18 protein-coding genes are annotated in these 22,504 nt (G+C 63.1%); 10 read left to right on the forward strand and 8 right to left on the reverse strand.

The genetic code is table 11. From position 1 onward, the window contains the following. Positions 1–33 precede the first annotated feature (33 nt). Positions 34–1,842, forward strand: a complete 1,809-nt coding sequence (locus QZ190_RS00380) for an NAD(P)/FAD-dependent oxidoreductase (protein ID WP_291912198.1) — start codon at positions 34–36, stop codon at positions 1,840–1,842. A gap of 90 nt (positions 1,843–1,932) precedes the next feature. Here QZ190_RS00380 and QZ190_RS00385 read toward each other — a convergent pair whose 3' ends face one another. Genes QZ190_RS00385 through QZ190_RS00395 form a run of 3 tightly spaced genes read right to left on the reverse strand, consistent with a single transcriptional unit; the run spans position 1,933 to position 5,536 of the window. After that, the gene (locus QZ190_RS00385; RefSeq protein ID WP_291912200.1) at positions 1,933–3,345 is read right to left on the reverse strand and encodes an amidase family protein; all 1,413 of its coding nucleotides are present in this window, start codon (positions 3,343–3,345) and stop codon (positions 1,933–1,935) included. 5 nt (positions 3,346–3,350) lie between these two features. Next, the gene (locus QZ190_RS00390) at positions 3,351–4,553 is read right to left on the reverse strand and encodes a M20 aminoacylase family protein (RefSeq protein ID WP_291912202.1); all 1,203 of its coding nucleotides are present in this window, start codon (positions 4,551–4,553) and stop codon (positions 3,351–3,353) included. After that, positions 4,550–5,536: a tripartite tricarboxylate transporter substrate binding protein gene (locus QZ190_RS00395; protein ID WP_291912205.1), complete on the reverse strand. Its 987-nt coding sequence runs from the start codon at positions 5,534–5,536 to the stop codon at positions 4,550–4,552. The genes QZ190_RS00390 and QZ190_RS00395 overlap by 4 nt, the downstream gene beginning before the upstream one ends. Before the next feature lie 116 nt (positions 5,537–5,652). Here QZ190_RS00395 and QZ190_RS00400 point away from each other — a divergent pair, with 116 nt between their 5' ends. Beyond that, positions 5,653–6,576 carry a LysR substrate-binding domain-containing protein gene (locus QZ190_RS00400; protein ID WP_291912207.1) on the forward strand — a complete coding sequence of 308 codons (924 nt, stop codon included), beginning with the start codon at positions 5,653–5,655 and terminating at the stop codon, positions 6,574–6,576. Between the two features lie 96 nt (positions 6,577–6,672). On the opposite strand, the gene ctlX is transcribed toward QZ190_RS00400, so the two are convergent. Together ctlX and QZ190_RS00410 are read right to left on the reverse strand one after the other, a co-directional pair. Continuing rightward, positions 6,673–7,644: a citrulline utilization hydrolase CtlX gene (ctlX, locus tag QZ190_RS00405; protein ID WP_291912209.1), complete on the reverse strand. Its 972-nt coding sequence runs from the start codon at positions 7,642–7,644 to the stop codon at positions 6,673–6,675. Between the two features lie 29 nt (positions 7,645–7,673). Further along, positions 7,674–8,756 carry an ornithine cyclodeaminase gene (locus QZ190_RS00410; RefSeq protein WP_291912211.1) on the reverse strand — a complete coding sequence of 361 codons (1,083 nt, stop codon included), beginning with the start codon at positions 8,754–8,756 and terminating at the stop codon, positions 7,674–7,676. 174 nt (positions 8,757–8,930) lie between these two features. Between QZ190_RS00410 and QZ190_RS00415 the strand changes: the two genes are divergently transcribed. The 6 genes from QZ190_RS00415 to QZ190_RS00440 all read left to right on the forward strand — a co-directional run bounded on the left by QZ190_RS00415 (position 8,931) and on the right by QZ190_RS00440 (position 13,934). Beyond that, the gene (locus QZ190_RS00415) at positions 8,931–9,350 is read left to right on the forward strand and encodes an Lrp/AsnC family transcriptional regulator (RefSeq protein WP_291912212.1); all 420 of its coding nucleotides are present in this window, start codon (positions 8,931–8,933) and stop codon (positions 9,348–9,350) included. A 12-nt stretch (positions 9,351–9,362) separates the two neighbouring features. Beyond that, on the forward strand, positions 9,363–10,706 hold the full coding sequence (locus QZ190_RS00420; protein ID WP_291912214.1) for a leucine-rich repeat-containing protein kinase family protein: 1,344 nt from the start codon (positions 9,363–9,365) through the stop codon (positions 10,704–10,706). Between the two features lie 215 nt (positions 10,707–10,921). Further along, a complete protein-coding gene (locus QZ190_RS00425; protein WP_291912216.1) occupies positions 10,922–11,704 on the forward strand; it encodes an ABC transporter substrate-binding protein in 783 nt (260 codons plus the stop codon). Positions 11,705–11,731: 27 nt separating this feature from the next. Further along, positions 11,732–12,430: an ABC transporter permease subunit gene (locus QZ190_RS00430; protein ID WP_291912218.1), complete on the forward strand. Its 699-nt coding sequence runs from the start codon at positions 11,732–11,734 to the stop codon at positions 12,428–12,430. Then, positions 12,431–13,147: an ABC transporter permease gene (locus QZ190_RS00435; RefSeq protein ID WP_291912220.1), complete on the forward strand. Its 717-nt coding sequence runs from the start codon at positions 12,431–12,433 to the stop codon at positions 13,145–13,147. It begins immediately after the preceding gene. Positions 13,148–13,163: 16 nt separating this feature from the next. Next, a complete protein-coding gene (locus QZ190_RS00440; RefSeq protein WP_291912222.1) occupies positions 13,164–13,934 on the forward strand; it encodes an ABC transporter ATP-binding protein in 771 nt (256 codons plus the stop codon). A gap of 39 nt (positions 13,935–13,973) precedes the next feature. On the opposite strand, the gene QZ190_RS00445 is transcribed toward QZ190_RS00440, so the two are convergent. Next, positions 13,974–14,867, reverse strand: coding sequence for an NAD(P)-dependent oxidoreductase (locus QZ190_RS00445; protein WP_291912225.1), 894 nt, complete (start codon positions 14,865–14,867; stop codon positions 13,974–13,976). A gap of 149 nt (positions 14,868–15,016) precedes the next feature. After that, the gene (locus QZ190_RS00450) at positions 15,017–15,490 is read right to left on the reverse strand and encodes an Lrp/AsnC ligand binding domain-containing protein (RefSeq protein ID WP_291912227.1); all 474 of its coding nucleotides are present in this window, start codon (positions 15,488–15,490) and stop codon (positions 15,017–15,019) included. Between the two features lie 198 nt (positions 15,491–15,688). On the opposite strand from QZ190_RS00450, the gene putA reads away from it, so the two are divergent. Further along, positions 15,689–19,432 (forward strand): trifunctional transcriptional regulator/proline dehydrogenase/L-glutamate gamma-semialdehyde dehydrogenase, encoded by a 3,744-nt coding sequence (gene putA / locus QZ190_RS00455; RefSeq protein WP_291912229.1) that lies wholly within the window; start codon positions 15,689–15,691, stop codon positions 19,430–19,432. Between the two features lie 84 nt (positions 19,433–19,516). Here putA and QZ190_RS00460 read toward each other — a convergent pair whose 3' ends face one another. After that, entirely contained in the window at positions 19,517–20,491 is a 975-nt protein-coding gene (locus QZ190_RS00460; RefSeq protein WP_291912231.1) for a threo-3-hydroxy-L-aspartate ammonia-lyase, read from the reverse strand. A 114-nt stretch (positions 20,492–20,605) separates the two neighbouring features. Here QZ190_RS00460 and QZ190_RS00465 point away from each other — a divergent pair, with 114 nt between their 5' ends. Next, a complete protein-coding gene (locus QZ190_RS00465) occupies positions 20,606–22,501 on the forward strand; it encodes an acyl-CoA synthetase (RefSeq protein WP_291912232.1) in 1,896 nt (631 codons plus the stop codon). Positions 22,502–22,504 lie beyond the last annotated feature (3 nt).

Here is a 22,504-nt window from a genome sequence, read left to right on the forward strand (position 1 = left end):
ATGTCGTGTGCGGCACAACCAGGAGAGAAACCCATGAGTGACAAGACCCCCTCGCAGAGGGCGCAAGATTGGCTGTCGGGCTTTGAGAATGCCCTGAGCCAAGGCCAGACGGCGCAAGCCACCGCCCTGTTTGACACCGACTGCTACTGGCGGGATTTGGTGTCGTTCACTTGGAACATTTGCACCCAGGAAGGCCAAGATGCCATTGAGGCCATGCTGCAAGCGCGGCTGGCCGATGTGCAGCCCTCGAACTTTGCGCTCGAAGGCGAGGCCACCGAGGCCGATGGCGTGGTCGATGCCTGGTTCACCTTTGAAACCGGTGTCTCGCGCGGGCGTGGTCACCTGAGGCTCAAGGCCACGGCCCAAGGCGATCGGGCCTGGACGCTGTTGACCACCATGACCGAGCTCAAAGGCTTTGAAGAAAAAAAGGGCAGCCGCCGCATCAAAGGGGCCGAACACGGCGCACAAGTGGGCCGCAAAAGCTGGCTGGAGCGACGCCAGGATGAAGAGGCCCGCTTGGGCTACGACGAGCAGCCGCATGTGTTGATCGTCGGGGGCGGGCAGGGGGGCATCATGCTGGCGGCCCGGCTGCGGCGTCTGGGTGTGCCGACCATCGTGGTCGAGCGCAATGAAAAAGCCGGTGACAGCTGGCGCAAGCGCTACAAAACCCTGTGCCTGCACGACCCGGTCTGGTATGACCACCTGCCCTACATGCCTTTCCCCGACGACTGGCCGGTGTTTGCCCCCAAGGACAAGGTCGGTGACTGGCTGGAGATGTACACCAAGGTCATGGAGATCAACTACTGGGGATCGACCACGGCCAAAAAGGCCACCTTCAACGAGGCCCAAGGCGAATGGGAAGTCGTGGTGGACCGCGCTGGCCAAGAGGTGGTGCTGCGCCCCAAAGAGTTGGTGTTTGCGCTGGGCGTGTCGGGTTATGCCAACGTGCCCAAGATTGCGGGCGCTGACAGCTTTTTGGGCGACCAGCACCATTCCAGCAAGCACCCTGGCCCAGAAGACTACAAAGGCAAAAAAGCGGTGGTGTTGGGCTCCAACAACTCGGCCCACGACATCTGCGCCGCCCTGTGGGAGAACGGCGTTGATGTGACCATGGTGCAGCGCAGCAGCACACACATCGCGCCTTCGGAGTCCCTCATGGAGCTGGCCCTGGGCGGGCTCTACAGCGAAGAGGCGGTGCAAAGCGGCATCGATCACCACAAGGCCGATTTGGTGTTTGCCAGCGTGCCCTATCAGATCATGCACACCTTCCACATTCCGGTGTACGACGAGATGAAAAAGCGCGATGCCGACCTGTATGGACGGCTGGAGAAGGCGGGCTTCATGCTGGACTTTGGCGACGATGGCTCAGGCTTGTTCATGAAGTACCTGCGCCGGGGCTCGGGTTATTACATCGACGTGGGCGCGAGCGAGCTGGTGGCCAACGGCAGTGTGAAGCTCAAAAGCCACAACAACATCGAGCGCATCAACCCCAAGAGCGTGACCCTGACCGATGGCACCGAGCTGGAGGCCGATTTGCTGGTGTACGCCACGGGTTATGGCTCGATGAACCACTGGCTGGCCGACCTGATCTCTCCAGAGGTGGCTGACCGCGTGGGCAAGGTCTGGGGCTTGGGTTCGGGCACCACCAAAGATCCTGGCCCTTGGGAAGGCGAGTTGCGCAACATGTGGAAACCCACGCAGCAAAAGCAGCTGTGGATCCATGGCGGCAACCTGCACCAAAGCCGCCACTACTCGCAGTTCCTGTCGCTGCAACTGAAAGCGCGTTACGAAGGCCTGGACACGCCGGTGTACAAGCCTGCGCCCGTGCACCACTTGCGCTGAAACGGGCTCTGACCTGGCGCTGATGCTGCGCTGATCGGCACCACTGCCTGCACATTGTCCGGTGTGCGGGTGGGGTGCCGATCCCTTTTCTCAGCCCCGGCCCCTCAAATAAGCCAGCGCCGAAAAATGTGCGGCCCGCTCGATTACCTCGCCCGCCGCCAACATGCGGTCTTCGCGGAATTTGGTGCTGACGATTTGTACGCCCACAGGTAAGCCATTCACCACGCCTGTGGGCACCGACAGGCCGGGCAAACCGAGGGTTGCAGTGCTGAGCATAGGGGCTTGTGCCAGCAGGATTTGTGCAGTGCGCTCAGGTGATTGCTGGTCGTCGTCGATCGGGAACTGCCGCTCCCACGAGTTGGGCATGAGCAGCACCGGGTAACGCTCCAAAAACACCGCCCAGTCGCGGGCGATGTTGAAGCGCCGGGTCATCGCTTCCAGATATTGATCGCGGTCCCACACCGGGTTGATGGCCATGTAGTGGCTCAATGCGGTGCGCAAAGCGTCGTCGCCATGCTCCCGCATGAAGGGCTCGCCGCCCCGGCGCATGTCGTTCATGACCATGTGGAACTGCATGGCCGAAACCTCGGCAAAGTGGGGTGGCTCGGCTTCTTCGACGGTGTAGCCCGCCGCTTCCAGCCAGTGTGCCGCTTGGTCCACCGCTGCGCTCACAGTCGGGTCGACGGCCGAATGCGCCCAGCTGCGAAACACCGCCACGCGGGTGGGTTGCTTGGCATCGGCAAATTCAAGCGGGGCGGGCACCCATTGTGGGTCCAGCGGTGTGCCTTTCGACATCACCTGCAGCGCCAGCCGCGCATCGGACACCGTGCGGGTGAGCGGGCCTTGCACCGACATTTGCTGGTTGCTGATGATGCGGTTGGGGGCGCTGGCCTTGTAAGACGGCACCCGGCCCACGGTGGTGCGTAAGCCCACCACGCCACAGGCCCAAGCCGGGTAGCGGATCGAGCCGCCGTAGTCGTTGCCGTGCGCGATCGCGCCCATGCCCAAAGCGGTGGCCACGGCTGCACCGCCGCTGGAGCCGCCGGGGGTGACGCCCACGTCAAACGGGTTGAGCGTGCGGCCATGCAAGGCGTTGTCGGTGAACCAGCGCAGCGAAAAGGCGGGCGCGTTGTTGCGGCCCACCACAATGGCTCCCGCCTCGCGCATGGACTGCACCAGGGGTGAGTCGCTGCTGGCGATGTTGTGCTTGAAGTCGTGCACGCCTTCGTCGGTGGCCTCGCCCTGCACGTCGATGTTGATCTTGATGGTGACCGGCACGCCGTGCAGTGGCCCCAGAGCATCGCCCCGGGCCTGCGCGGCGTCGGCTGCATCGGCGGCTTGCAAAGCTTTCTCGGGCGTGACGCTGGCCAAGGCGTTGACCTGCGGGTTGGCCTCGGCAATGCGGGCCAACACGCTTTCGGTGGCGGCGCGTGCGGTGGTTTCGCGGCGGGCGATGCGAGCAGCCAATTCGGTGGCGCTCAGTTGCCAAAGTTCGGTGGCCATGGTGTTCAGTCTTTCAAATAGCGTTGTGTGAGCAAGGCCCAGAAGGCCGCGCCCACGGGCAGGATGTCGTCGTTGAAGTCGTAACCCGGGTTGTGCACCATGCAGGCTTGGGCGGCCGCGCTGTCACCTGTGCCTTCACCCGTGCCTTCGCCCGCACCGTTGCCAATCATGAAATAACTGCCCGGGCAGTGCTCCAGCATGAAGGCAAAGTCTTCGCTGCCCGTGAGGGGTCGGCCTTGGCGCGTGACGCGTTCTGCCCCCAGCAGCTCGGTGCCCACTTGGCGGGCCAGCTCGGTCTCAGCGGCGGTGTTCACCAACACGGGGTAGTCGCGCTTGTAGTCGATTTGCGCTTGCACGCCCAGGCTTTGGGCTTGCGCTGTGACCAGCTGGGTGATTCGTTCTTGCAGCAGGTCGCGCACCTCGCGGTCGAGCGAGCGCACGCTCAGCTCCAAGCGGGCGCTGGCGGGGATCACGTTGTTGGCCTTGCCTGCCACGAGCGATCCCACGGTGATCACGGCGGTGTGCTGCGGGTCCACATTGCGCGACACGATGGTTTGCAGCGTCATGACGATGGCGGCTGCCGCCACGATCGGGTCTTGTGCGCGGTGCGGCATGGCGCCATGCCCACCCACACCCGTCAGCGTGATGGTCACATCGTCGCTGGAGGCCATGGCCGGGCCCTCGATGAACACCAGCTGCCCGGCAGGCACGCCGGGCATGTTGTGCGCAGCAAAAATCGCATCACATGGAAAGCGCTCAAACAGGCCTTCCTCGATCATGATCTTCGCGCCGCCCGGGTGCTCTTCGGCGGGCTGAAAAATCAGGTTCAGCGTGCCCGAAAACTCGACCTCTTGTGCAAGGTATTGCGCCGCCGCCATCAGCATGGCGGTGTGCCCGTCGTGGCCACAGGCGTGCATCACGCCTTCGTGAACGCTGCGGTGCTCAAACGCATTGACTTCGTGGATCGGCAGTGCGTCCATGTCGGCCCGCAGGCCCAGGCGTTTGCTCCCGCTGCCGCGCCGCAGTTGCGCCACCAACCCGGTAGTAGCCAGGCCGCGTGTGACGTTGTAGCCCCAGCTTTGCAACTGCTGGGCCAACAACTCAGAGGTGCGGAACTCTTTCAGGCCTAGCTCGGGGTGGCGGTGCAAATCGTGGCGCAGCGCCACAAAGGGCGCGGCGCGCGTTTGCAGGGCATGCAGCACGCTCATTGGGCTTCGAGCTTGATCGATTTGGCGATGCCCTGGTACAGCTTGACCTCATCGGCATAGACCTGCTCGGTTTGGTCCAGACGCAAAGCTTCACCCACTTCCTGGCCCATGGCGGTCATGGTGTTGCGGAAGTCGGCGTCGAACATGACCTTGGTCAGCGCGCGGTGCAAGGCTTCGACGACGGGCTCAGGCGTGCCTTTTTTCACGTAGTAGCCGCTGCCAATCGTGTAATGAAAGCCCTTCAACTCTTTGGCCTGGTCGATCGAAGGCACATCCGGAATCAGGCGCTGCGGCTGGGTTGACAAGGCGGCAATGAATTTGATCTTGCCTTCTTTGGCCATGTGCACATGCGGTGCGCCGTAAGGGGTGATGAACAGGTCAATCTGGCCACCCATCAAATCCTGCGTGATGGGGCCACCGCCTTTGTAGGGCACATGCAGCATTTCAGCGCCGATCTTCTTGGCCATTTCTTCACCCAGCAAATGGTAGAAGCTGCCGATGCCCACACTGGCGTAATTGACCGGTTTGCCCGCTTTGGCGCGTTTGACGATCTCGGCCACCATCTCTTGTGGGGTGTTGCCCGGGAAGTTCTTGCTGGCGACGATGGCCATGGGGGCCATGGCCATGCGCTGGATCAGGCGAAAGTCATCGGGCTTGTGCTTGACGGCCTTCATGGCCAAGGGGGCGAGGATGAGTTCGTTGGGCGAACCCTGGAACAGGTAGTAGCCGTCTGCGGGGGCGTTGAGCACTTTTTGCGCCGCGATGGCCCCGCCTGCGCCGCCCAGGTTTTCGATGATGACGGGCTGCTTGAGCTCGGCCGCCAGGGGCACGTTGATTTTGCGCGCGATGATGTCCGACAGGCCACCAGCCGGGTAGGGCACCATCAGGTTGATGGGCTTGTTGGGATAGCTTTGCGCTTGCACGGGGGCATGCACGGCCAGGGCAGCGCCCAGCAACAGGCCCAAGGTGTTGATCAGTTTCATGGGGTTCTCCATCGTCAAAAAGATGGCCCCATGCTAGTCCTGCGAGGGGACAACTGAAAGACTGTCAATTTTCTTCATGACAACTTTGGGTAGTCACTGCTTTACACTGCTTCAGCATGAAACTGCACCAACTCCAGGCCCTGGTGGCCGCCGTCGAGCACGGCAGCATCCGCGCCGCTGCCCGAGAACTGCACCTGACCCAGGCGGCCCTGACCAAGTCCTTGCGCCAACTGGAAGAGGAGGCGGGGGTGGCCCTGCTGGTGCGCAAATCGCGTGGGGTGGGACTGACCGAGGCAGGCCTACGCTTGCACGCCCGGGCGCTGCTGGTGATGCGCCAACTGGCGCTGGCACAAGACGAGTTGCAGCAAGCCCAGGGCGACGAGGCCGGAACGGTGCGTGTGGCGCTCACGCCCTACCTGATGCTCACCGTGCTGGGTGAGGCGTTTTTGTGGTTTCGCAAACGCTACCCGCGCATCGAGTTGCGCCTGATTGAAGGCCTGGTGGCCCGTGTGTTGCCGGGCTTGCGCGATGGCACGGTGGACTTTGCCATCGTGGCCGACAGCGGCGATGTCACGCCCCAGGAGTTTCAGTGCACACGGCTGCAAAAAGACGAGCAAAAACTGGTGGTGCGCGCCGGGCACCCAGTGCTGCGCCAGCCCACTGCGGCCAAGCTGGCCGCGCTGGAGTGGGTCATGCCCGGGCCTTTTTCACAAGGGCTGGACGAGGGCTTGCTGGCCATGTTTGCGCAGGCGGGCGTACCACCACCGCAGCAGATCACACGTTGCGACGCGATGGCCGCGATGGCCTTGATTCGGCAAACCGATGCCATGAGCGTGATGCCCGCGCCTTTGCTGGCCCAGCCCGAGGGGCATGGTCTGGTGGAGTTGTCGCTGCGCAGCATGCGCCCGCCCGACATCGAGCTGGTGTTGTTGTCTCCACCCGAGGTCCCGCTCACGCCTGCGGCGGCCTATCTGGCGCGCTGCCTGACCGATGCCATTGCGGCGCGGGGCCGGTCGGATTCAGTCAATCGGGCACTCTGATGGCCCCAACCGGGATGGCATGCAGGCGGGCCCCTGTCCCTGAGCCTAGGTTCATGGCCCCTGTAAAGTCTGATATGACTGCGCTCGGCATGGGCTTCATTCTCCGAGGCTGACGGCATTTTTTGTGAGATGGTTCGTCGGCCACCTCGCTGAAAGATGCACCCCCGCCAACATGCAGCGCACCGAGCCTCCCGCCAGCTCAATGGTCGGAATGTGCAGTGGCAACAGACGGGCGCTGCGCTCGATGGCTTCGATCTGCCACGGCTGCAAAGCGGCCATGGCCCGAGTTGACAAGGCCACCACCCGACCTGTTGGGGTTTGCAGCTCGATGGCGTTGCCACAAAACTCAGCAATTTGGGCGGCGGTCAAGGCGATCACTTCGCGTCCGGTTTCGGCCAGGCGATCTTGCACTTGGGCGCGTCGTTTCACGTCCGGGATCAGGTCCAGCCCCACCAGCGCGAAATCGGTTCCGATGCACATCAGCACATTGGTGTGGTAAATCGCCCGGCCGTGCAGATCCACCGCATCAAAGGCCATGGGCTCAAAATTGAAATGGGTGGCAAACCGCTCCAGCACGATCGGGTGCGCCCGCTGCGACTGGCAGACATAGGCCACGCGGCTGATGTGATCCAGCACCATCGCCCCGGTCCCTTCGAGAAACAAGCCGTCGGGCTCCAGGCCGGAGTAATCAATGACGTCTTGCACCCGGTAATCGGCTTTGAGCGCATCGATCACGTCCTGACGCCGTTCGCGGCGGCGGTTGGGCGAATACATCGGGTACACCGCAAGGTGCCCACCGGCATGCGTAGAAAACCAGTTGTTCGGAAAGACCGAATCGGGCGTTTTTTGTTGGCCATCGTCTTCAAAAAGGTGCACCCGGACACCCGCCTGCACCAAGCTTTGGGCCGCCTGCGTGACTTCTTCAAAAGCCTGCTTGGCCACGATGGTCCGGTCTGTGGCCTCGCTGGATTTTTGAAACGCGTTGTCTGCTTGCGTCTCGGGGTTGGATTCAAAAGCATGTGGACGAATCATGACCACTGCACTTGGGGCTTGAACGGCATATCGCATAGGGGTTTCTTTCAAGGTCATATTCAATTTCAGGCGGTCATGCATTCGAGCGGTTCGATGGCTGCAAGATGTGCACCACCGAGCAAGGTGCCAAACAGGTTCTTGGGGTCGGCCATGTGCGGGATCAGCGCCAGGCGCTGGCCCAAACCCAATGTCAGCGCCGCTTCATGCATGAAGCGCAGGGCTGCAAAGTCTTCCAAGGCAAAGCCCACCGAATCAAACACCGTGATCTGGTCGTTGTGGTCGCGGCCGGTGCGGGTGCCACGGAGCACCTCCCACAACTCGGTCACAGCAAAGTCAGCGGGCATCTGCTGGATGTCGCCTTCGATGCGGGTTTGGGGTGTGAACTCCACAAACACCTTGGCCCTGTCCAAAACGGCAGCGGCCAATTCGGTCTTGCCGGGGCAGTCGCCGCCCACGGCATTGATGTGCATGCCGGGCACCAACATGTCGGCTGTGACGATGGTGGCACAGGCCTTGTCCGCCGTGACGGTGGTCACGATGTCAGCGCCTTGCACAGCCTCTGCGGTGCTGGTGCAGACCTGCAGCGTCAGGCCGCTGCCACTCAGGTTGGCCACCAGTTTGGCGGTGGCATGTGGGTCGATGTCAAACAGACGCAGGGTGTCGATGCCCAGCAGATGCTGGAAGGCGATGGCCTGGAACTCGCTCTGAGCGCCGTTGCCGATCAGCGCCATCACGCGGCTGTTCGGGCGGGCCAGGGTTTGGGCGGCCAGCGCCGAGGTGGCAGCGGTGCGCAAGGCGGTGGTCAGCGTCAGCTCGCTCACCAAAGTGGGCAAGCCTGTGGCCACATCGGCCAGCACGCCAAAGGCCATCACCGTGGGCAAACCGATGGCGGTGTTTTGGGGGTGGCCGTTGACGTATTTGAAGCTGTACGCCGTGTCGTCCGAAATCGGCATCAACTCGATTACGCCGTTTGGCGAGTGGTTGGCCACACGGGCCGATTTGTCAAAGTCCGGCCAGCGCAAAAAGTCGGCACGGATGTGCTGGGCGATGCCTGCGATGCAATGTTGAAGGCCCAGGCGGCGCACCAGGGTCACGGCATCGGGGGCGCTGAGGTACAGGGGTTGGGTGGCCAAAGGGGCCGTTGTCATGGGGGAGTGGAGGGCTTTGCTCAGTCGGTTCATCTGCAGGCTGTTTCTGGTCGTTCAGACCGGGTTGTTGATGCCTGCAGTCTCCCGGAGGCGACTGTCAATGTAAATCGGCAAAAATATACTGTTTTGCTGTATTGGTTGCCATAATGGCAGCCTTGACTGACAATTTGACGCATGGATGACATCGACCAAGGCCTGATTGGCCTGCTGCGGCAAAACGCCCGCCTGAACATCGCCGACTTGGCCCACAAGCTGGGCGTCTCGCGTGGCACCGTGAACAACCGCCTGCGCAAGCTCGAAGACAGCCAAGTCATCGTGGGCTTCACCGTCAAGCTGCGGCCCGAAGCCGAGCCCGAGCGCATCAAGGCCTGGATGGGCGTGCTGGTGGAGGGCAACACCACCCGGCAGGTGATTGCGAGTTTGTTGGGCGAGCCGGGTGTGGTGACGCTGCACGACACCAATGGCCGCTGGGATCTGCTGGCCGAAATCGAGGCCTCGTCGATGAAAGAGCTGTCTGAGGTGCTGGAGCGCATCCGCCTGATCAGCGGCATCCGCAGCACCGAAACCAACATCCATTTGACGTCCTACCGCTGAGCGCAAGGCCCCATGCACACCCTTGAACAACTGCGCAGCGGCGCACTGGCGGGCACGCGTCGCCTGGACCTGGCCTGCGGCCTGACCGAACTGCCGCACGAAATTTTTGACCTGGCCGACACGCTGGAAGTGCTCAATCTGAGTGGCAACCGCCTGCGCGATTTGCCACACCAACTGGGCCGTCTGCACAAGTTGCAGGTGCTGTTTGCCTCGGACAACGACTTCTCCGCGGTGCCCGAAGTGCTGGGTGAATGTCCTGCTTTGCAAATGGTCGGCTTCAAGGCCAATCGCATTGCGGATGTTCCCGCTGCCGCGCTGCCGCCCGCCTTGCGCTGGCTGACCTTGACGGACAACGCCATCGGCCATTTGCCCTCCGAACTGGGCCAACGCCCCGCTTTGCAAAAGCTGATGCTGGCAGGCAACCGGCTGCAGGCCTTGCCCGAGAGCCTGCAAAACGCTCAGCGCTTGGAACTGCTGCGCGTGTCGGCCAACCGCATGGAGCGCGTGCCCGGCTGGCTGACCGAACTGCCGCGCCTGGCTTGGTTGGCACTGGCGGGCAATGCCATGGGCTGGGTTTGTCCCGCAGGGCCCGAGCTGCCGGGCATGGCTTGGTCCGATTTGTCGCACGGTCCGCTGCTGGGCGAAGGGGCTTCGGGTCATATCTACCAAGTCCAAGCCTCGGCTTGGCCGCAGCCCTTGGCGCTCAAGCTGTTCAAAGGCGAGGTGACCAGCGACGGCCTGCCCGAAGACGAACTGGCGGCGTGTTTGGCAGCGGGGCAACACCCGGCACTCACCACGCCCGTGGCGCGGCTCACAGGCCACCCCGGACAGGCGCAGGGTTTGCTCATGCCGCTGATCCCGGCTGCACATGTCAATCTGGCGGGGCCGCCCAGCCTGCAAAGCTGCACCCGTGACGTGTACCCACCGGGCTTTCAGCTCTCAGCCGCTTTGGCCTTGCGCATCGCCAGTGATGTGGCCGGTGCCGTGGCACACCTGCACCAGCGCGGCGTGATGCACGGCGACTTGTACGCGCACAATATCCTGATCGACCCGGTGCACGGTCAGGCCCAGCTGGGCGATTTTGGAGCGGCCACGCGGCTGCCGACCGATCAGCCCGAACTGTGCCAAAGCCTGTTGGCGCTGGAGGTGCGTGCCTTGGGGTGTTTGCTGCAAGAGTTGGGTACTGCCGTGCAGGCACCCGCGGCCCACCCGGCAGTCCAGGCCCTACAGGCATTGGCCCGTGACTGCCTGTCAGCGCAGCCGAGTCTGAGGCCGTGCGCCATCGAAGTGGCTCAGGCCCTCCAAAGCCTCAGGTCCGGGAGAGACGCAACGGGCTGGGTTGGGCCAGGGCTTTGATCCGCTTCGTCTTGCTCGTCAAAGCCTGATCCAGGATGGAGATCAGGACGACCAAGACGTCGGCAAAGGACTGACGGCCGCTTTGGACGTTGTGGTGTTTTTCCCGGCAAGCTGATGCTATGCTTGTAGTCATTTCTAAAGTATTTAAAAAATACAAATTTGTGTTCTTTAATATCTTTTAAAGAACTTGAGTCACCACAATGGAGATTGTTTTCATGTTCAAAAAATCCTTGCTTTGGGGTGCCATGCTCATGGCCGTTAGCGGGTCTGTGTCAGCCAAAGAGTGGAAGGAAATCCGCGTCGCTATTGACCCGACCTACAAGCCCTTTACCTTCAAGACGCCCGATGGCAAGCCCACGGGCTTTGACGTGAAGATTGCACAGGCCTTGTGTGACAAGGTCAAAGCCAAGTGCGTGTTTGTCGAGCAACAATGGGACGCGATGATTCCGGGCCTGATGGCCAAGAAATACGACACCATCATTTCCTCGATGTCGGTGACACAGGAGCGCTTGCGTCAGGTAGCGTTCACGGGCAAGTACTACAACACACCCTCCAAAATTGTGGTGCGCAAGGACATCAAGACCGATGGCACCCCTGCCAGCCTGAAAGGCAAGAAGATTGGCGTGCTCAAGGGTTCGACCCAGGAAAAGTACGCCAAGGGCGAACTCGCCCCAGCGGGCGTGAGTGTGGTCGCTTATGACGCGCAGGATCAGGTTTACCTCGACATCAAAGCTGGTCGCCTCGACGGCACCGTGGCCGATGTGGTCGAAGTCCAAGGCGGATTTTTGAGCACACCCGATGGCAAAAACCATGTGTTTGTGGGCCCCTCGCTCAGGATGAGCAAGTATTTTGGCGAAGGCGTGGGCGTGGCCATGCGCAAGGGGGACAAAGAGCTCAAAAGCGCTTTGGACAAAGCCATCACGGACATCCGGGCCGATGGCACCTGGAAAAAGATCGCCGATGAATTTGTGCCAGGCGTTGACCTTTGGGGCGAATGACCCCGCATCGGCAGCACAGTCGCTGGCATGACCCCTTACCTCCTGAGCATCCTTGAAGGCTCGCTGCTCGTCCTTCAGGTCGGGCTGGCGTCCTTGTTGGTGGCAATGGTGCTCGGCATGGCCGGGGCCGTGGCCAAAATTTCAGGCCGACCAATGGCAGTCTGGGTCGCCAATGTCTATGCCACCGTGATCCGGGGCATCCCCGATCTGGTGCTGATGCTGCTGCTGTTTTACGGGGGGCAGATCGGGCTGAACGCGCTGCTGGAAGTGGTCGATTGGGACCCCATCGAGATCGACCCCTTCACCGCAGGCGTGCTGACCATCGGCTTCATTTATGGCGCCTACATGACAGAGACCTTTCGTGGGGCCATTTTGGCCATCCCCAAAGGCCAGATGGAAGCGGGCATGGCCTTTGGCATGCGGCCTTGGCTGGTGTTCTGGCGCATCACCTTGCCGCAAATGGTCCGACTGGCCTTGCCCGGTTTCACCAACAACTGGTTGGTGCTGATGAAGTCCACCGCCTTGGTGTCTTTGCTGGGTTTGCATGACATGACCTATCTGGCCAAACAAGCTGGGGCCGCAGCGCGTGGAGAAATCGCCAACGCGCCACTGCTGTTTCTGGCCTTTGCCGCCTTGCTGTATCTGGCCATGACCTCGGTCTCGATGCTCGTGCTGGGTTGGCTGGAGAAAAAATACAGCATGGGCGTTCGGCAGGAGCAAGGCTAGATGGAATTTGATGTCATCTTGCGCCCGGAAAACTTGCGTTTGTTCTGGGAGGGCAGCCTCAACACGCTGTCGCTGCTGCTGGTGTCATTGCTCGTGGGCGGCTTGCTGTCCTTGCCCATGGCGCTGGCCCGGGTGTCCAAGCGAGTCTGGTTGCGCGGGCCCGCCTGGCTATTCACCTATGTGGTGCGCGGCACACCCTTGCTGATTCAGGTGTACCTGATTTATTACGGCCTGGGGCAGATGGAATACATCCAGGCACGCTGGGACGATTCGTTTTTCTGGCGCGGCTTCAAAGAGCCTTTTTTCTGCGCCGCGCTGGCGTTTTCCCTGAACACCTGCGCCTACACCACCGAGCTGCTGGCCGGGGCCATGCGCCATGTGCCACCGGGTGAAATCGAGGCCGCACGCGCGTGCGGCCTGAGCGAATGGGCTTGTTTGCGCCGCATTGTCTTGCCATCGGCCCTGCGCCGCAGTTTGCCCGGCTACGCCAATGAAGTGATCATGATGCTGCACAGCACATCGCTGGCCAGCGCTGTACCGGCTTTGCTCGACATCACGGGCGCGGCACGCTCGATCTATGCCGATTTTTACCTGCCGTTTGAGGCCTTCATCAGCGCAGGCCTGATCTATTTGTCACTCACTCTGGTCTTGGTTCAGTTGTTCCGTCTTGCCGAAAAGCGCTGGCTGGCCCATCTGCGGCCACGACCATCCGATTAGTTCTGGAGCACACCCCATGAGCACCAAGCTCCAAGTCCATGACATCCACAAACGCTTTGGCACGCACGAGGTGCTCAAAGGCGTCTCGCTCACGGCCCAAGCTGGCGATGTCATCAGCATCATTGGCTCCAGTGGTTCGGGCAAAAGCACTTTTTTGCGCTGCATCAACCTGCTCGAGCGCCCCAACAGTGGCAGCATCAGTGTGGCTGGCGAAGCGCTGTCACTCAGCCAAGGTGCCGATGGCCTGCTGCAAGCCACACAGCCACGCCAGCTGGAACGTTTGCGCACCCGCTTGGGCATGGTGTTTCAGCATTTCAATTTGTGGAGCCACATGACGGTGCTGGAAAACGTCATGGAGGCACCCATACAAGTGCTGGGTTTGAGCCGCGCCCAGGCCCGTGAGCGAGCCCAGAACTACCTGGATAAAGTGGGCCTGAAGCCGCAAGCCATGCAGCTTTATCCAGCCCACATTTCGGGCGGCATGCAGCAGCGTGTGGCCATTGCCCGTGCCTTGGCCATGGAGCCGGAGGTGATGTTGTTTGACGAACCCACTTCGGCCCTCGACCCTGAATTGGTGGGTGAAGTGCTGCGCGTGATGCAAGCCCTCGCCCAAGAAGGCCGGACCATGGTGGTGGTGACCCACGAAATGGGCTTTGCCCGCGAGGTCTCCAGCGAGGTGATGTTTTTGCACCAAGGCCGTGTCGAGGAGCAAGGTGCACCCCGCGACATCCTGCTGCAGCCCAGCAGCGAACGCCTGCAGCAATTTCTGTCGGGCCATCTGAAGTGAATCGACAGCGGCGTCCTTCAACGCCGGGTGGACAAACCTTCAAGCCTTGACGATCGTGACCTGGTTGAGCTGGGCCTGCGCCTTGACCAGCGAGGGCACCATCTCACTGCCGTAGCCCAAAGCCACGGCCGTGTTCAGGGCTTGGTGCACGCTGGTGCCGATGATGGAGGGCACCTTCACGCTCTCGGTCAGGTGTGAGTAATAACGCAAATCCTTGGCCGCGTTGTTCAGCTCGAACTTCATCGCGCCGTAGTCGCCCTGCAGGGTTTTGCTCATCAGCTGGAACAGGCCCGAATTGACGCCCCCGGCCGAGATGACCTGCACCAGTTGGTCAAGGTCCACGCCCGCCTTGGCCCCCACCGCAAAGGCCTCTGCTGTGGCGGTGCAAATGGCCTGCGCCACAAAATTGTTGAGCAATTTGATGACGTGGCCTGCGCCCATCTCGCCCACATGGAACACGTTTTCGCTGTAGGCCCGAATCACTGGCTCGATGCGGGCGAACACCCCAGGCGTTGCGCCCACCATGGAGTTGAGCTTGCCCGCCTCGGCCTCAATGGGCGTGCGTGTGAGCGGCGCGTCCACATAAATCACGCCCTGCTCGGCGCACAACGCGGCCAAGCGGCGGGTGGATTCGGGCTCGCTGGTGGAGGTGTCGATGACGATCAGGCCCGCGCGTGCCTGGGACAAAATGCCGCCCGGCCCGGCCACCACCGCCTCGACCTGGGGCGAGCCGGTCACACAAATGAGCACCGCGTCGCATGCCGCCAAGTCGGCATAACTGTCCACCTGGCGGGCACCTGCGGCCAACAGGTCCTGCACGGGCGCGGTGCGCTGGTGCACCGAAATCGACAAGTCAAACCCCTTGGCCCGGATGTTCTTGGCCATGCCATGGCCCATCAAACCCGAAGCGCCGACAAATCCGATGTGTTGCATGTGAGTCTCTGGTATGGGGTGAAAGGAGGTGTCCATTCTGGAATGGGCTGCAGTCAGGCGCTGTCGCCTGTGTGAACCCCAAGCACCGAATTGCGGGGAGGGCGAGACTGTTGAGGTTGCCTTGGTGTGCACAGCCTTTGGGGCCATCTCTATAAAGCCAGCGCTGTCGTGTTCTTGACCTCTTCCATCACCGCGTAGGTGCGCGTCTCGCGCACGCCGGGCAGTTGCCACAGCACGGTGCCCGCAAATTCGCGGTAGGCGTTCATGTCGGCAGCGCGGGTCTTGAGCAGGTAGTCAAAACCCCCGGCCACCATGTGGCACTCCAGGATCTCTGGGCGCACCTGCACCGCCGCCTTGAACTGTTCAAACACATTGGGGCTGGTGCGGTCGAGCAGGATTTCCACAAACACCATCATCCCCGCGCCCAGTTTGAGCGGGTTCAGCCGCGCCTCGTAGCCCAGGATGAAGCCCTCGCGCGTGAGGCGCTGCACCCGCGCCAACACCGCCGTGGGCGACAGCGCCACGCCTTCGGCGAGCTTGAGGTTGCTGATGCGGCCATCGCGTTGCAGCAGGTCTAGGATGCGGCGGTCGGTGCGGTCAATGTCTGGGCTTGAGGGGTTCATCTGGATTTTTATTCGTTACATGTCGTGAATTTTGGTGAAACATTCATGCGCATATCCGGATGATAGCGATTCATGTCGCTTAAAGGTCATTGTCGGGGCTGAAGCCACCGACCTACAAGAACCTGTCTCTGTAGGTCGGCGGCTTCAGCCCCGACATGACCGCAGAACCACACCAATGGCATTTGCAAGGCCACCACCATGAACGCACCCATGACCCCAAACACCCTGCCCACGGGCGCCCACTTCACCCCCGGCGGCCCCTTGCCCGAGCGCAGCGCCCTGCGCGAAGCCATCGCCCGCGCCACCCGCCTGCCTGAAGCGCAGGCCCTGGCCCCCTTGCTGGCCGCCGCCCGCGTGAGCGGCCCCCAAGCCGAACGCACCGACGCGCTGGCCCGCCAACTGGTGACGGGCATGCGCGAAGGCCCACAGCAGGGCGGTCGTGCCGGTCGCGTGCAAAGTCTGATGCAGGAATATGCGCTGTCGAGCGAAGAGGGCGTGGCCCTGATGTGCCTAGCCGAGGCGCTGCTGCGCATCCCCGATGCGGCCACACGCGACGCGCTGATCCGCGACAAGATCGGCCAGGGCGACTGGCACCAGCATGTGGGCCGCAGCCCCTCGCTGTTTGTGAATGCGGCGTCGTGGGGCCTGCTGCTCACAGGCAAACTGGTGGCCACGCACAGCGAGGGCGCGATGCTGGCCTCGCTCACCCGGCTGATCGGCAAGAGCGGCCAACCGCTGATCCGCCAGGGCGTGCAACTGGCCATGCAGATGCTGGGCGAACAGTTCGTCACAGGCGAGACGATTGACGAGGCACTGCACCGCGCCCGCACCCTGGAGGCGCAAGGCTTTTGCTACTCCTACGACATGCTGGGCGAAGCCGCGCTCACCGAAGCCGATGCGCAGCGCTATTTCCGCTCTTATGAAAACGCCATCCACGCCATTGGCAAAGCATCGAACGGGCAGGGCGTCATTCAAGGCCCGGGCATCTCGATCAAGCTGTCGGCCCTGCACCCACGCTACAGCCGCGCCCAGCACCAGCGCGTGATGGATGAACTGTTGCCGCGTGTGTTGAAGCTCACCGAGTTGGCGAAACATTACGATATTGGCCTGAACATCGACGCCGAAGAGGTGGACCGCCTGGACATCTCGCTCGACCTGCTCGAGGCCCTGTGCCTGGCCCCCAGCCTGCAAGGCTGGCACGGCATCGGCTTTGTGATCCAGGCCTACCAAAAGCGCTGCCCCTTGGTGATCGATTTTGTGGTGGACTTGGCACGCCGCACAGGCCACCGGCTGATGGTGCGCCTGGTCAAAGGCGCGTATTGGGACAGCGAAATCAAACGCGCCCAGCTCGACGGGCAAAGTGACTACCCGGTCTTCACCCGCAAACACCACACCGACGTGTCTTACCTGGCCTGCGCCCAAAAACTGCTGGCCGCGCCGGATGCGGTGTACCCGCAATTCGCCACCCACAACGCGCACACGCTGGCGGCCATCGTGCACATGGCACAGGACATGCACGGCGACTACGCGCCGGGCCAATACGAGTTCCAGTGCCTGCACGGCATGGGCGAGCCGCTGTTCCGGCAGGTGGTGGGTCCACTGCAGCGGCCCTGCCGCATCTACGCGCCCGTGGGCACGCACGAAACCCTGCTGGCCTACCTGGTGCGCCGCCTGCTCGAAAACGGGGCCAACAGCTCGTTCGTCAACCGTATGGCCGACGCCAGTGTGTCGGTTGACGATCTGGTGCAGGACCCGGTGGTGCGCACCGAAGAAGATGCCCAGCGTGAAGACAGCAGCCCTGGGCAGCCTCATCCGCAAATCGCGCTGCCCGCGCAGCTGTATGGCGCGGCCCGCCGCAACTCCAGCGGCCCGGATCTGGCGCACGAACCCACACTGCGCCAGCTGGCCGCCGACATGCAAGCGCAGGTGCAAACGGTGGCGGTGACACCTCTGATGGCCACGCCTTTTGTGGGCGCTGAACGCATCAACCTGCGCAACCCCGCCGACCACAGCGATGTGCTGGGCACAGTGCAATACGCCAGTGCGGCCGATGTGGAGGCTGCCCTGCAAACGGCCAGCGAAGCCGCACTCAGTTGGGCCGCCACGCCACCCGCACAACGCGCTGCGATGCTGGAGCAGGCCGCCGATCTGCTGCAAGCCGATGCGCCCCGCGTGATGGCCCTGCTGGTGCGCGAAGCGGGCAAGACCTGGGGCCACGCCGTGGCCGAACTGCGTGAGGCGGTGGACTTTTTGCGTTATTACGCCGCACAGGTGCGCCGCGACTTTGACAACAACACCCACATGCCGCTGGGCCCGGTGGTCTGCATCAGCCCGTGGAATTTTCCGTTGGCGATTTTTGTGGGGCAGGTGGCCGCCGCGCTGGCTTCAGGCAACACGGTGCTGGGCAAACCGGCCGAGTCCACGCCCGCCATTGCCGCGCTGGCCGTGCAGACCTTGTGGCAAGCCGGCGTGCCCCAGGCTGCTGTGCAACTGCTGCAAGGCCAGGGCCGCGAGGTGGGCATGCAGCTGGTGCGCGATGCCCGCGTGCAAGGCGTACTGTTCACCGGCTCCACCGAGACCGCCCGCGTACTGCAAGCCGCGCTGGCCGAGCGTCTGAACGCGCATGGTCAGCCCGTGCCGCTGATCGCCGAGACCGGCGGGCAAAACTGCATGGTGGTGGATTCGTCGGCCTTGCTGGAGCAGGTGGTGACCGATGCCGTGGCCTCGGCCTTTGAGGCGGCCGGTCAGCGCTGCTCGGCCCTGCGCGTGCTGTGTGTGCAGGACGATGTGGCCGACCGCCTGATCGAAATGCTGCAAGGCGCGATGGCCGAAATCCGCATGGGTGCGCCCGCGCATCTGGCCGTGGACGTGGGGCCGGTGATCGACGAGCGGGCACGCACAGGCATCGAGGCGCATGTGAGCGCCATGGCGCAACGCGGCTGCCAAATCCACCGCGCCAAAGCGCCAGACACCTTGCCCGCAGGCACCTATGTGCAAGCCACGCTGATCCAGATCGACAGCATCGCCCAACTGAAGCGAGAAGTGTTCGGCCCGGTGCTGCACATCGTGCGCTATGCCCGCAGTGAATTGCCTCAGCTGCTGCAAAGCATCCACGCCACCGGCTACGCCCTCACGCTGGGCGTGCATTCGCGCATCGAAGAGACCATCGCGCAGGTCATTGACCACAGCCACGCGGGCAACGTCTATGTGAACCGCAACATGGTGGGCGCGGTGGTGGGCGTGCAGCCCTTTGGTGGTGAAGGCCTCTCGGGCACCGGCCCCAAAGCGGGTGGTCCGCTTTACCTTTTGCGATTGTTGGCACGTTGCCCGCAGGACGCCGCCTTGCGCAGCGTGCAGGCCAGCGGTGCGGCAGCGCTGCCTCAGGCCACCCCTGCGCTGCAAGCCCTGCACGAATGGGCGGTGGCCCAAGGCCGTTTGCCGCTCGCGCATGTGTGTGCGCAATTTGCCGCGGCCAGCCCGGCAGGTCTGCAAGCCACCCTGAGCGGGCCCACCGGCGAGCGCAACGTCTACCGTGTGCAAGCCCGTGCAAGGGTGCTGTGCCTGACGGGCGAGCAGCCCGGTGCCAATGCCGATCGCCTGACCCAACTGGCTGCCGTGCTGGCCGTGGGCAGCCACGCCGTGTGGCCGCTGTCTGCGCAGGCGCAGCACGCGCAGCTGCCTGCTGCGGTGCAAAGCCAGGTGATGCTGGAAGAGATTGCCAACGGCCACCCGGTAGACGCAGCCTTGCTGCACGGCGACGCAGCCACCACTTTGCTCTGGCAAGCGCAGCTGGCGCAGGGGCCGGGGGCCATCGTCACGCTCACGGCCTTGCGCCCGGGCGATGCCGCCGTGCCGCTGACACGCCTGGTGAGCGAGCGCAGCATCAGCACCAACACCGCCGCTGCGGGGGGCAACGCCAGTTTGATGACACTGGAGGCTTGAGCCGAACAGGCTTGTCGCAGTGCCATAGCAGTCTTTGGCTGTGGTGGTGTGGCTGTGGTGCGGAGCGGCCCGATGGCCCCGATTTCAGCCCTGTCCCAGCAGCTGCGCAAAGCGGGCCAGGTCCACATTGCCGCCGCTGACAATGATGCCCACGCGCTGGCCTTGCAATTGCCCGGTCGCTTGAAGGGCGGCCGCCAGCGACAAACAACCCGTGGGCTCGACCACCATCTTCATGCGTTCGACGTAAAAGCGCATTGCCTCAATCAGTTGCGCATCGGTCACGGTGTGCACGTCGTCCACCAGGCGACGGATGATCTCGAAGGTGATTTCGCCGACCATGGGCGTTTGCGCACCGTCGGCAATCGTCACCGGGGTGGCAATGCGCACCCGCTGGCCCTGTTGCAAGGACTGCTGCACATCGTTGCCCGCTTCGGGCTCGACGCCGTAAATTTTGCAGTTTGGCGACAGCGCCTTGGCCGCCAAGGCGCTGCCGCTGAGCAGGCCGCCGCCGCCCAGGCACACGAACAAGGCGTCGAGCTCGCCCACTTCCTGAAACAACTCCAGCGCGGCTGTGCCCTGGCCACTGAGCACATCCGGGTGGTCAAACGGTGGAATGAAGCGCCTGCCCTGTGCGGCGGCAATGCCCTGCGCAATGGCCAGTGCATCGTCCTTGTAACGGTCATAGCCCACCACCTGCGCGCCGTAGCCCCGGGTAGCGGCCAACTTGGCAGGCGAGGCGTCGTGCGGCATGACGATGGTGGCCGGGATGTCCAGAATCTGCGCCGACAAAGCCACGGCCTGTGCGTGGTTGCCCGACGAGTAAGCCACCACCCCGGCGCGGCGCTCGGCAGGTGTCAGCCGCGACAGGGCATTGAAGCCGCCGCGGAACTTGAAGGCCCCCATTCGCTGGAAGTTTTCGCATTTGATAAACGCCTGCGCGCCCAACTGCGCGTTGAGCGTGCGCGACTGCAGCACCGGCGTGCGGTGGGCATGCCCTTGCAGCCGCGCGGCAGCGGCCAGGACGTCGTCAAAAGTGGGTAGGGTGCTGGCATCGTGCATGGGGGATCCCTGAAAGCTTGCAAAGTGGACATGGTGACATGACTGGCGGATTGAAAAGCACCCGCTTGCCACTTGCGAGACAAAGTCAGCCTCAGGTGCTGGCTAACATGGGTCATGCACCTGACTGTTTCATCCCCCGTTCAAAGCCTGGCCGACATCCACCGCATCGAGGCCACGCCACTGGCCGAGGCCGCGCCTTGGACCAACACCTATGCGCTGATCCGAGCCAGCGCCTTGGTTCATGCCGAGCAGCCTGCGCTGAGCTTTTTGCACACGGGCCTGCCCGGCGGTACGGTCACCACCTGGACCTACCGCCGCTTGCTGCAAGGCATCCACCAAACCGCCAATTTGTTGCACCAGCTGGGTGTAGGTCCTCAAGACGCCATGGGGGTTTTGTTGCCCGGCGGCCTGGCTTACCACCTGGCGCTGTGGGGCGGCGAGGCGGCGGGCATTGTGCAGCCGCTCAACCCGCTGCTCAGCGATGAAAAACTGCTGTCGCTGCTGCGGGCCAGCAACGCCAAAGTGCTGATCGCGCATGGCGCTGAAGACGACAGCCAGTTGCGGTCCAAAGCCTTGCGGCTGCAAGCGCAATTGCCCAGTTTGAAGACGGTGTTGCTGGTCAATCCAGATGGAGGCCCACTTCAAGATGGTGACGCGCTGCCTGCAGGTGCGCAAGACTTCCACGCCTTGCGGGCTACGCAAGTGGCCGACCACCTGCTCAGCCAACGGACTTTTCAGCCCACGGACATCGCGGCTTACTTTCACACAGGCGGCACCACCGGCGCGCCCAAACTGGCGCGGCACAGCCATGGCGCGCAGGTCTTCACCGCTTGGGCCAATGCCACGATGCAGGGCTTTCAGGCCAGCGATGTGACGATCAATGGCTACCCGCTGTTCCATGTGGCGGGCGTGTTGCCCGGGGCTTTGTGCTCGCTGGCGGTGGGCATGCATGTGATCATTCCGACCGAGGCCTTGTTTCGCAACCGCGAGGTGGTGAAAAACTATTGGCGGCTGGTGGCGCACCACCGCTGCACGCTGATGTCGGGCGTGCCCACGGTGCTGGCTGCATTGGCGGGCGTGCCGCTGCAGGGGGCCGACATCTCCACCCTGCGTGCCGTGCGCACGGGCGCAGCGCCGCTGCCGCCTGAGCTGGCGCAGCGCTTTGAACAAGCCTTCGGTTTGCACATCAACGAGAGCCTGGGCATGACCGAAACCGCCGGTCTGAGCACCGTGGCCCCGCCGGGCTTGAGTGCGCCCGCAGGCTGCGTCGGTTGGCCATTGCCGCATGCGCGTGTGCGCATCGTCGCGCTGAACAGCGATGACCAGGCCACAACGCACGCCCTGCCCGCAGGCGACAAAGGCATGGTGCTCTACCAAGGGCCGAATTTGTTTTCTGGCTACCTGGATGCCGCGGAGACAGCGCGCAGTTTCACGCCCGACGGCTGGCTCATCACGGGCGATGTGGGCTTCATCGACACACAAGGCCGCCTGCACCTGTCGGGCCGGGCCAAGGACCTGATCATCCGCAGCGGCCACAACATCGACCCCAAAGTGATCGAAGACGCACTGGGCGCGCATCCGGCGGTGGCCTTGTGCGCGGCAGTCGGTGCGCCAGACGCCTACGCGGGCGAATTGCCTGTGGCCTTTGCCACCCTCAAACCCGGCAGCCAGGTGACCGAAGCCGAGTTGCTTGCCTTCACGGCCGAGGGTGTGGACGAAGGCCCTGCCAAACCCAAATCGGTCACGGTGCTGAGCGCCATGCCGGTGACCAACGTGGGCAAAATTTACAAACCCGAATTGCGCACCCTGGCCACTGCGGCGGTGGTGCAGAAACTGATCCACAACGCGATGTCACCCTTGCCGCTTGAGCCCGCGCAATGGCCACAGGTGCTGGCCACAGGCGATGCCATGGTGGCGGTGGACGCCCGCGCCACGCCTGCCGCTGCTTGGAACACGCTCAAACCCCTGCTGGACGCTTTGCCCGTGAAGCTGGTGTTGCACGCACCTTGAGGG

The organism is Limnohabitans sp., from assembly GCF_017848645.1.
Classification (GTDB): domain Bacteria; phylum Pseudomonadota; class Gammaproteobacteria; order Burkholderiales; family Burkholderiaceae_C; genus Limnohabitans_A.

What these genes read in the sequence shown, in the direction of transcription:
- QZ190_RS00425 (WP_291912216.1), top strand. Translation starts at nt 10,922, where the DNA reads ATGTTCAAAAAATCCTTGCTTTGGGGTGCCATGCTCATGGCCGTTAGC.
- QZ190_RS00380 (WP_291912198.1), top strand. Translation starts at nt 34, where the DNA reads ATGAGTGACAAGACCCCCTCGCAGAGGGCGCAAGATTGGCTGTCGGGC.
- QZ190_RS00390 (WP_291912202.1), bottom strand. Translation starts at nt 4,553, where the DNA reads ATGAGCGTGCTGCATGCCCTGCAAACGCGCGCCGCGCCCTTTGTGGCG.
- QZ190_RS00415 (WP_291912212.1), top strand. Translation starts at nt 8,931, where the DNA reads ATGGATGACATCGACCAAGGCCTGATTGGCCTGCTGCGGCAAAACGCC.
- ctlX (WP_291912209.1), bottom strand. Translation starts at nt 7,644, where the DNA reads ATGCGATATGCCGTTCAAGCCCCAAGTGCAGTGGTCATGATTCGTCCA.
- QZ190_RS00385 (WP_291912200.1), bottom strand. Translation starts at nt 3,345, where the DNA reads ATGGCCACCGAACTTTGGCAACTGAGCGCCACCGAATTGGCTGCTCGC.
- QZ190_RS00395 (WP_291912205.1), bottom strand. Translation starts at nt 5,536, where the DNA reads ATGAAACTGATCAACACCTTGGGCCTGTTGCTGGGCGCTGCCCTGGCC.
- QZ190_RS00440 (WP_291912222.1), top strand. Translation starts at nt 13,164, where the DNA reads ATGAGCACCAAGCTCCAAGTCCATGACATCCACAAACGCTTTGGCACG.
- putA (WP_291912229.1), top strand. Translation starts at nt 15,689, where the DNA reads ATGAACGCACCCATGACCCCAAACACCCTGCCCACGGGCGCCCACTTC.
- QZ190_RS00445 (WP_291912225.1), bottom strand. Translation starts at nt 14,867, where the DNA reads ATGCAACACATCGGATTTGTCGGCGCTTCGGGTTTGATGGGCCATGGC.
- QZ190_RS00465 (WP_291912232.1), top strand. Translation starts at nt 20,606, where the DNA reads ATGCACCTGACTGTTTCATCCCCCGTTCAAAGCCTGGCCGACATCCAC.
- QZ190_RS00460 (WP_291912231.1), bottom strand. Translation starts at nt 20,491, where the DNA reads ATGCACGATGCCAGCACCCTACCCACTTTTGACGACGTCCTGGCCGCT.
- QZ190_RS00430 (WP_291912218.1), top strand. Translation starts at nt 11,732, where the DNA reads ATGACCCCTTACCTCCTGAGCATCCTTGAAGGCTCGCTGCTCGTCCTT.
- QZ190_RS00410 (WP_291912211.1), bottom strand. Translation starts at nt 8,756, where the DNA reads ATGACAACGGCCCCTTTGGCCACCCAACCCCTGTACCTCAGCGCCCCC.
- QZ190_RS00420 (WP_291912214.1), top strand. Translation starts at nt 9,363, where the DNA reads ATGCACACCCTTGAACAACTGCGCAGCGGCGCACTGGCGGGCACGCGT.
- QZ190_RS00435 (WP_291912220.1), top strand. Translation starts at nt 12,431, where the DNA reads ATGGAATTTGATGTCATCTTGCGCCCGGAAAACTTGCGTTTGTTCTGG.
- QZ190_RS00400 (WP_291912207.1), top strand. Translation starts at nt 5,653, where the DNA reads ATGAAACTGCACCAACTCCAGGCCCTGGTGGCCGCCGTCGAGCACGGC.
- QZ190_RS00450 (WP_291912227.1), bottom strand. Translation starts at nt 15,490, where the DNA reads ATGAACCCCTCAAGCCCAGACATTGACCGCACCGACCGCCGCATCCTA.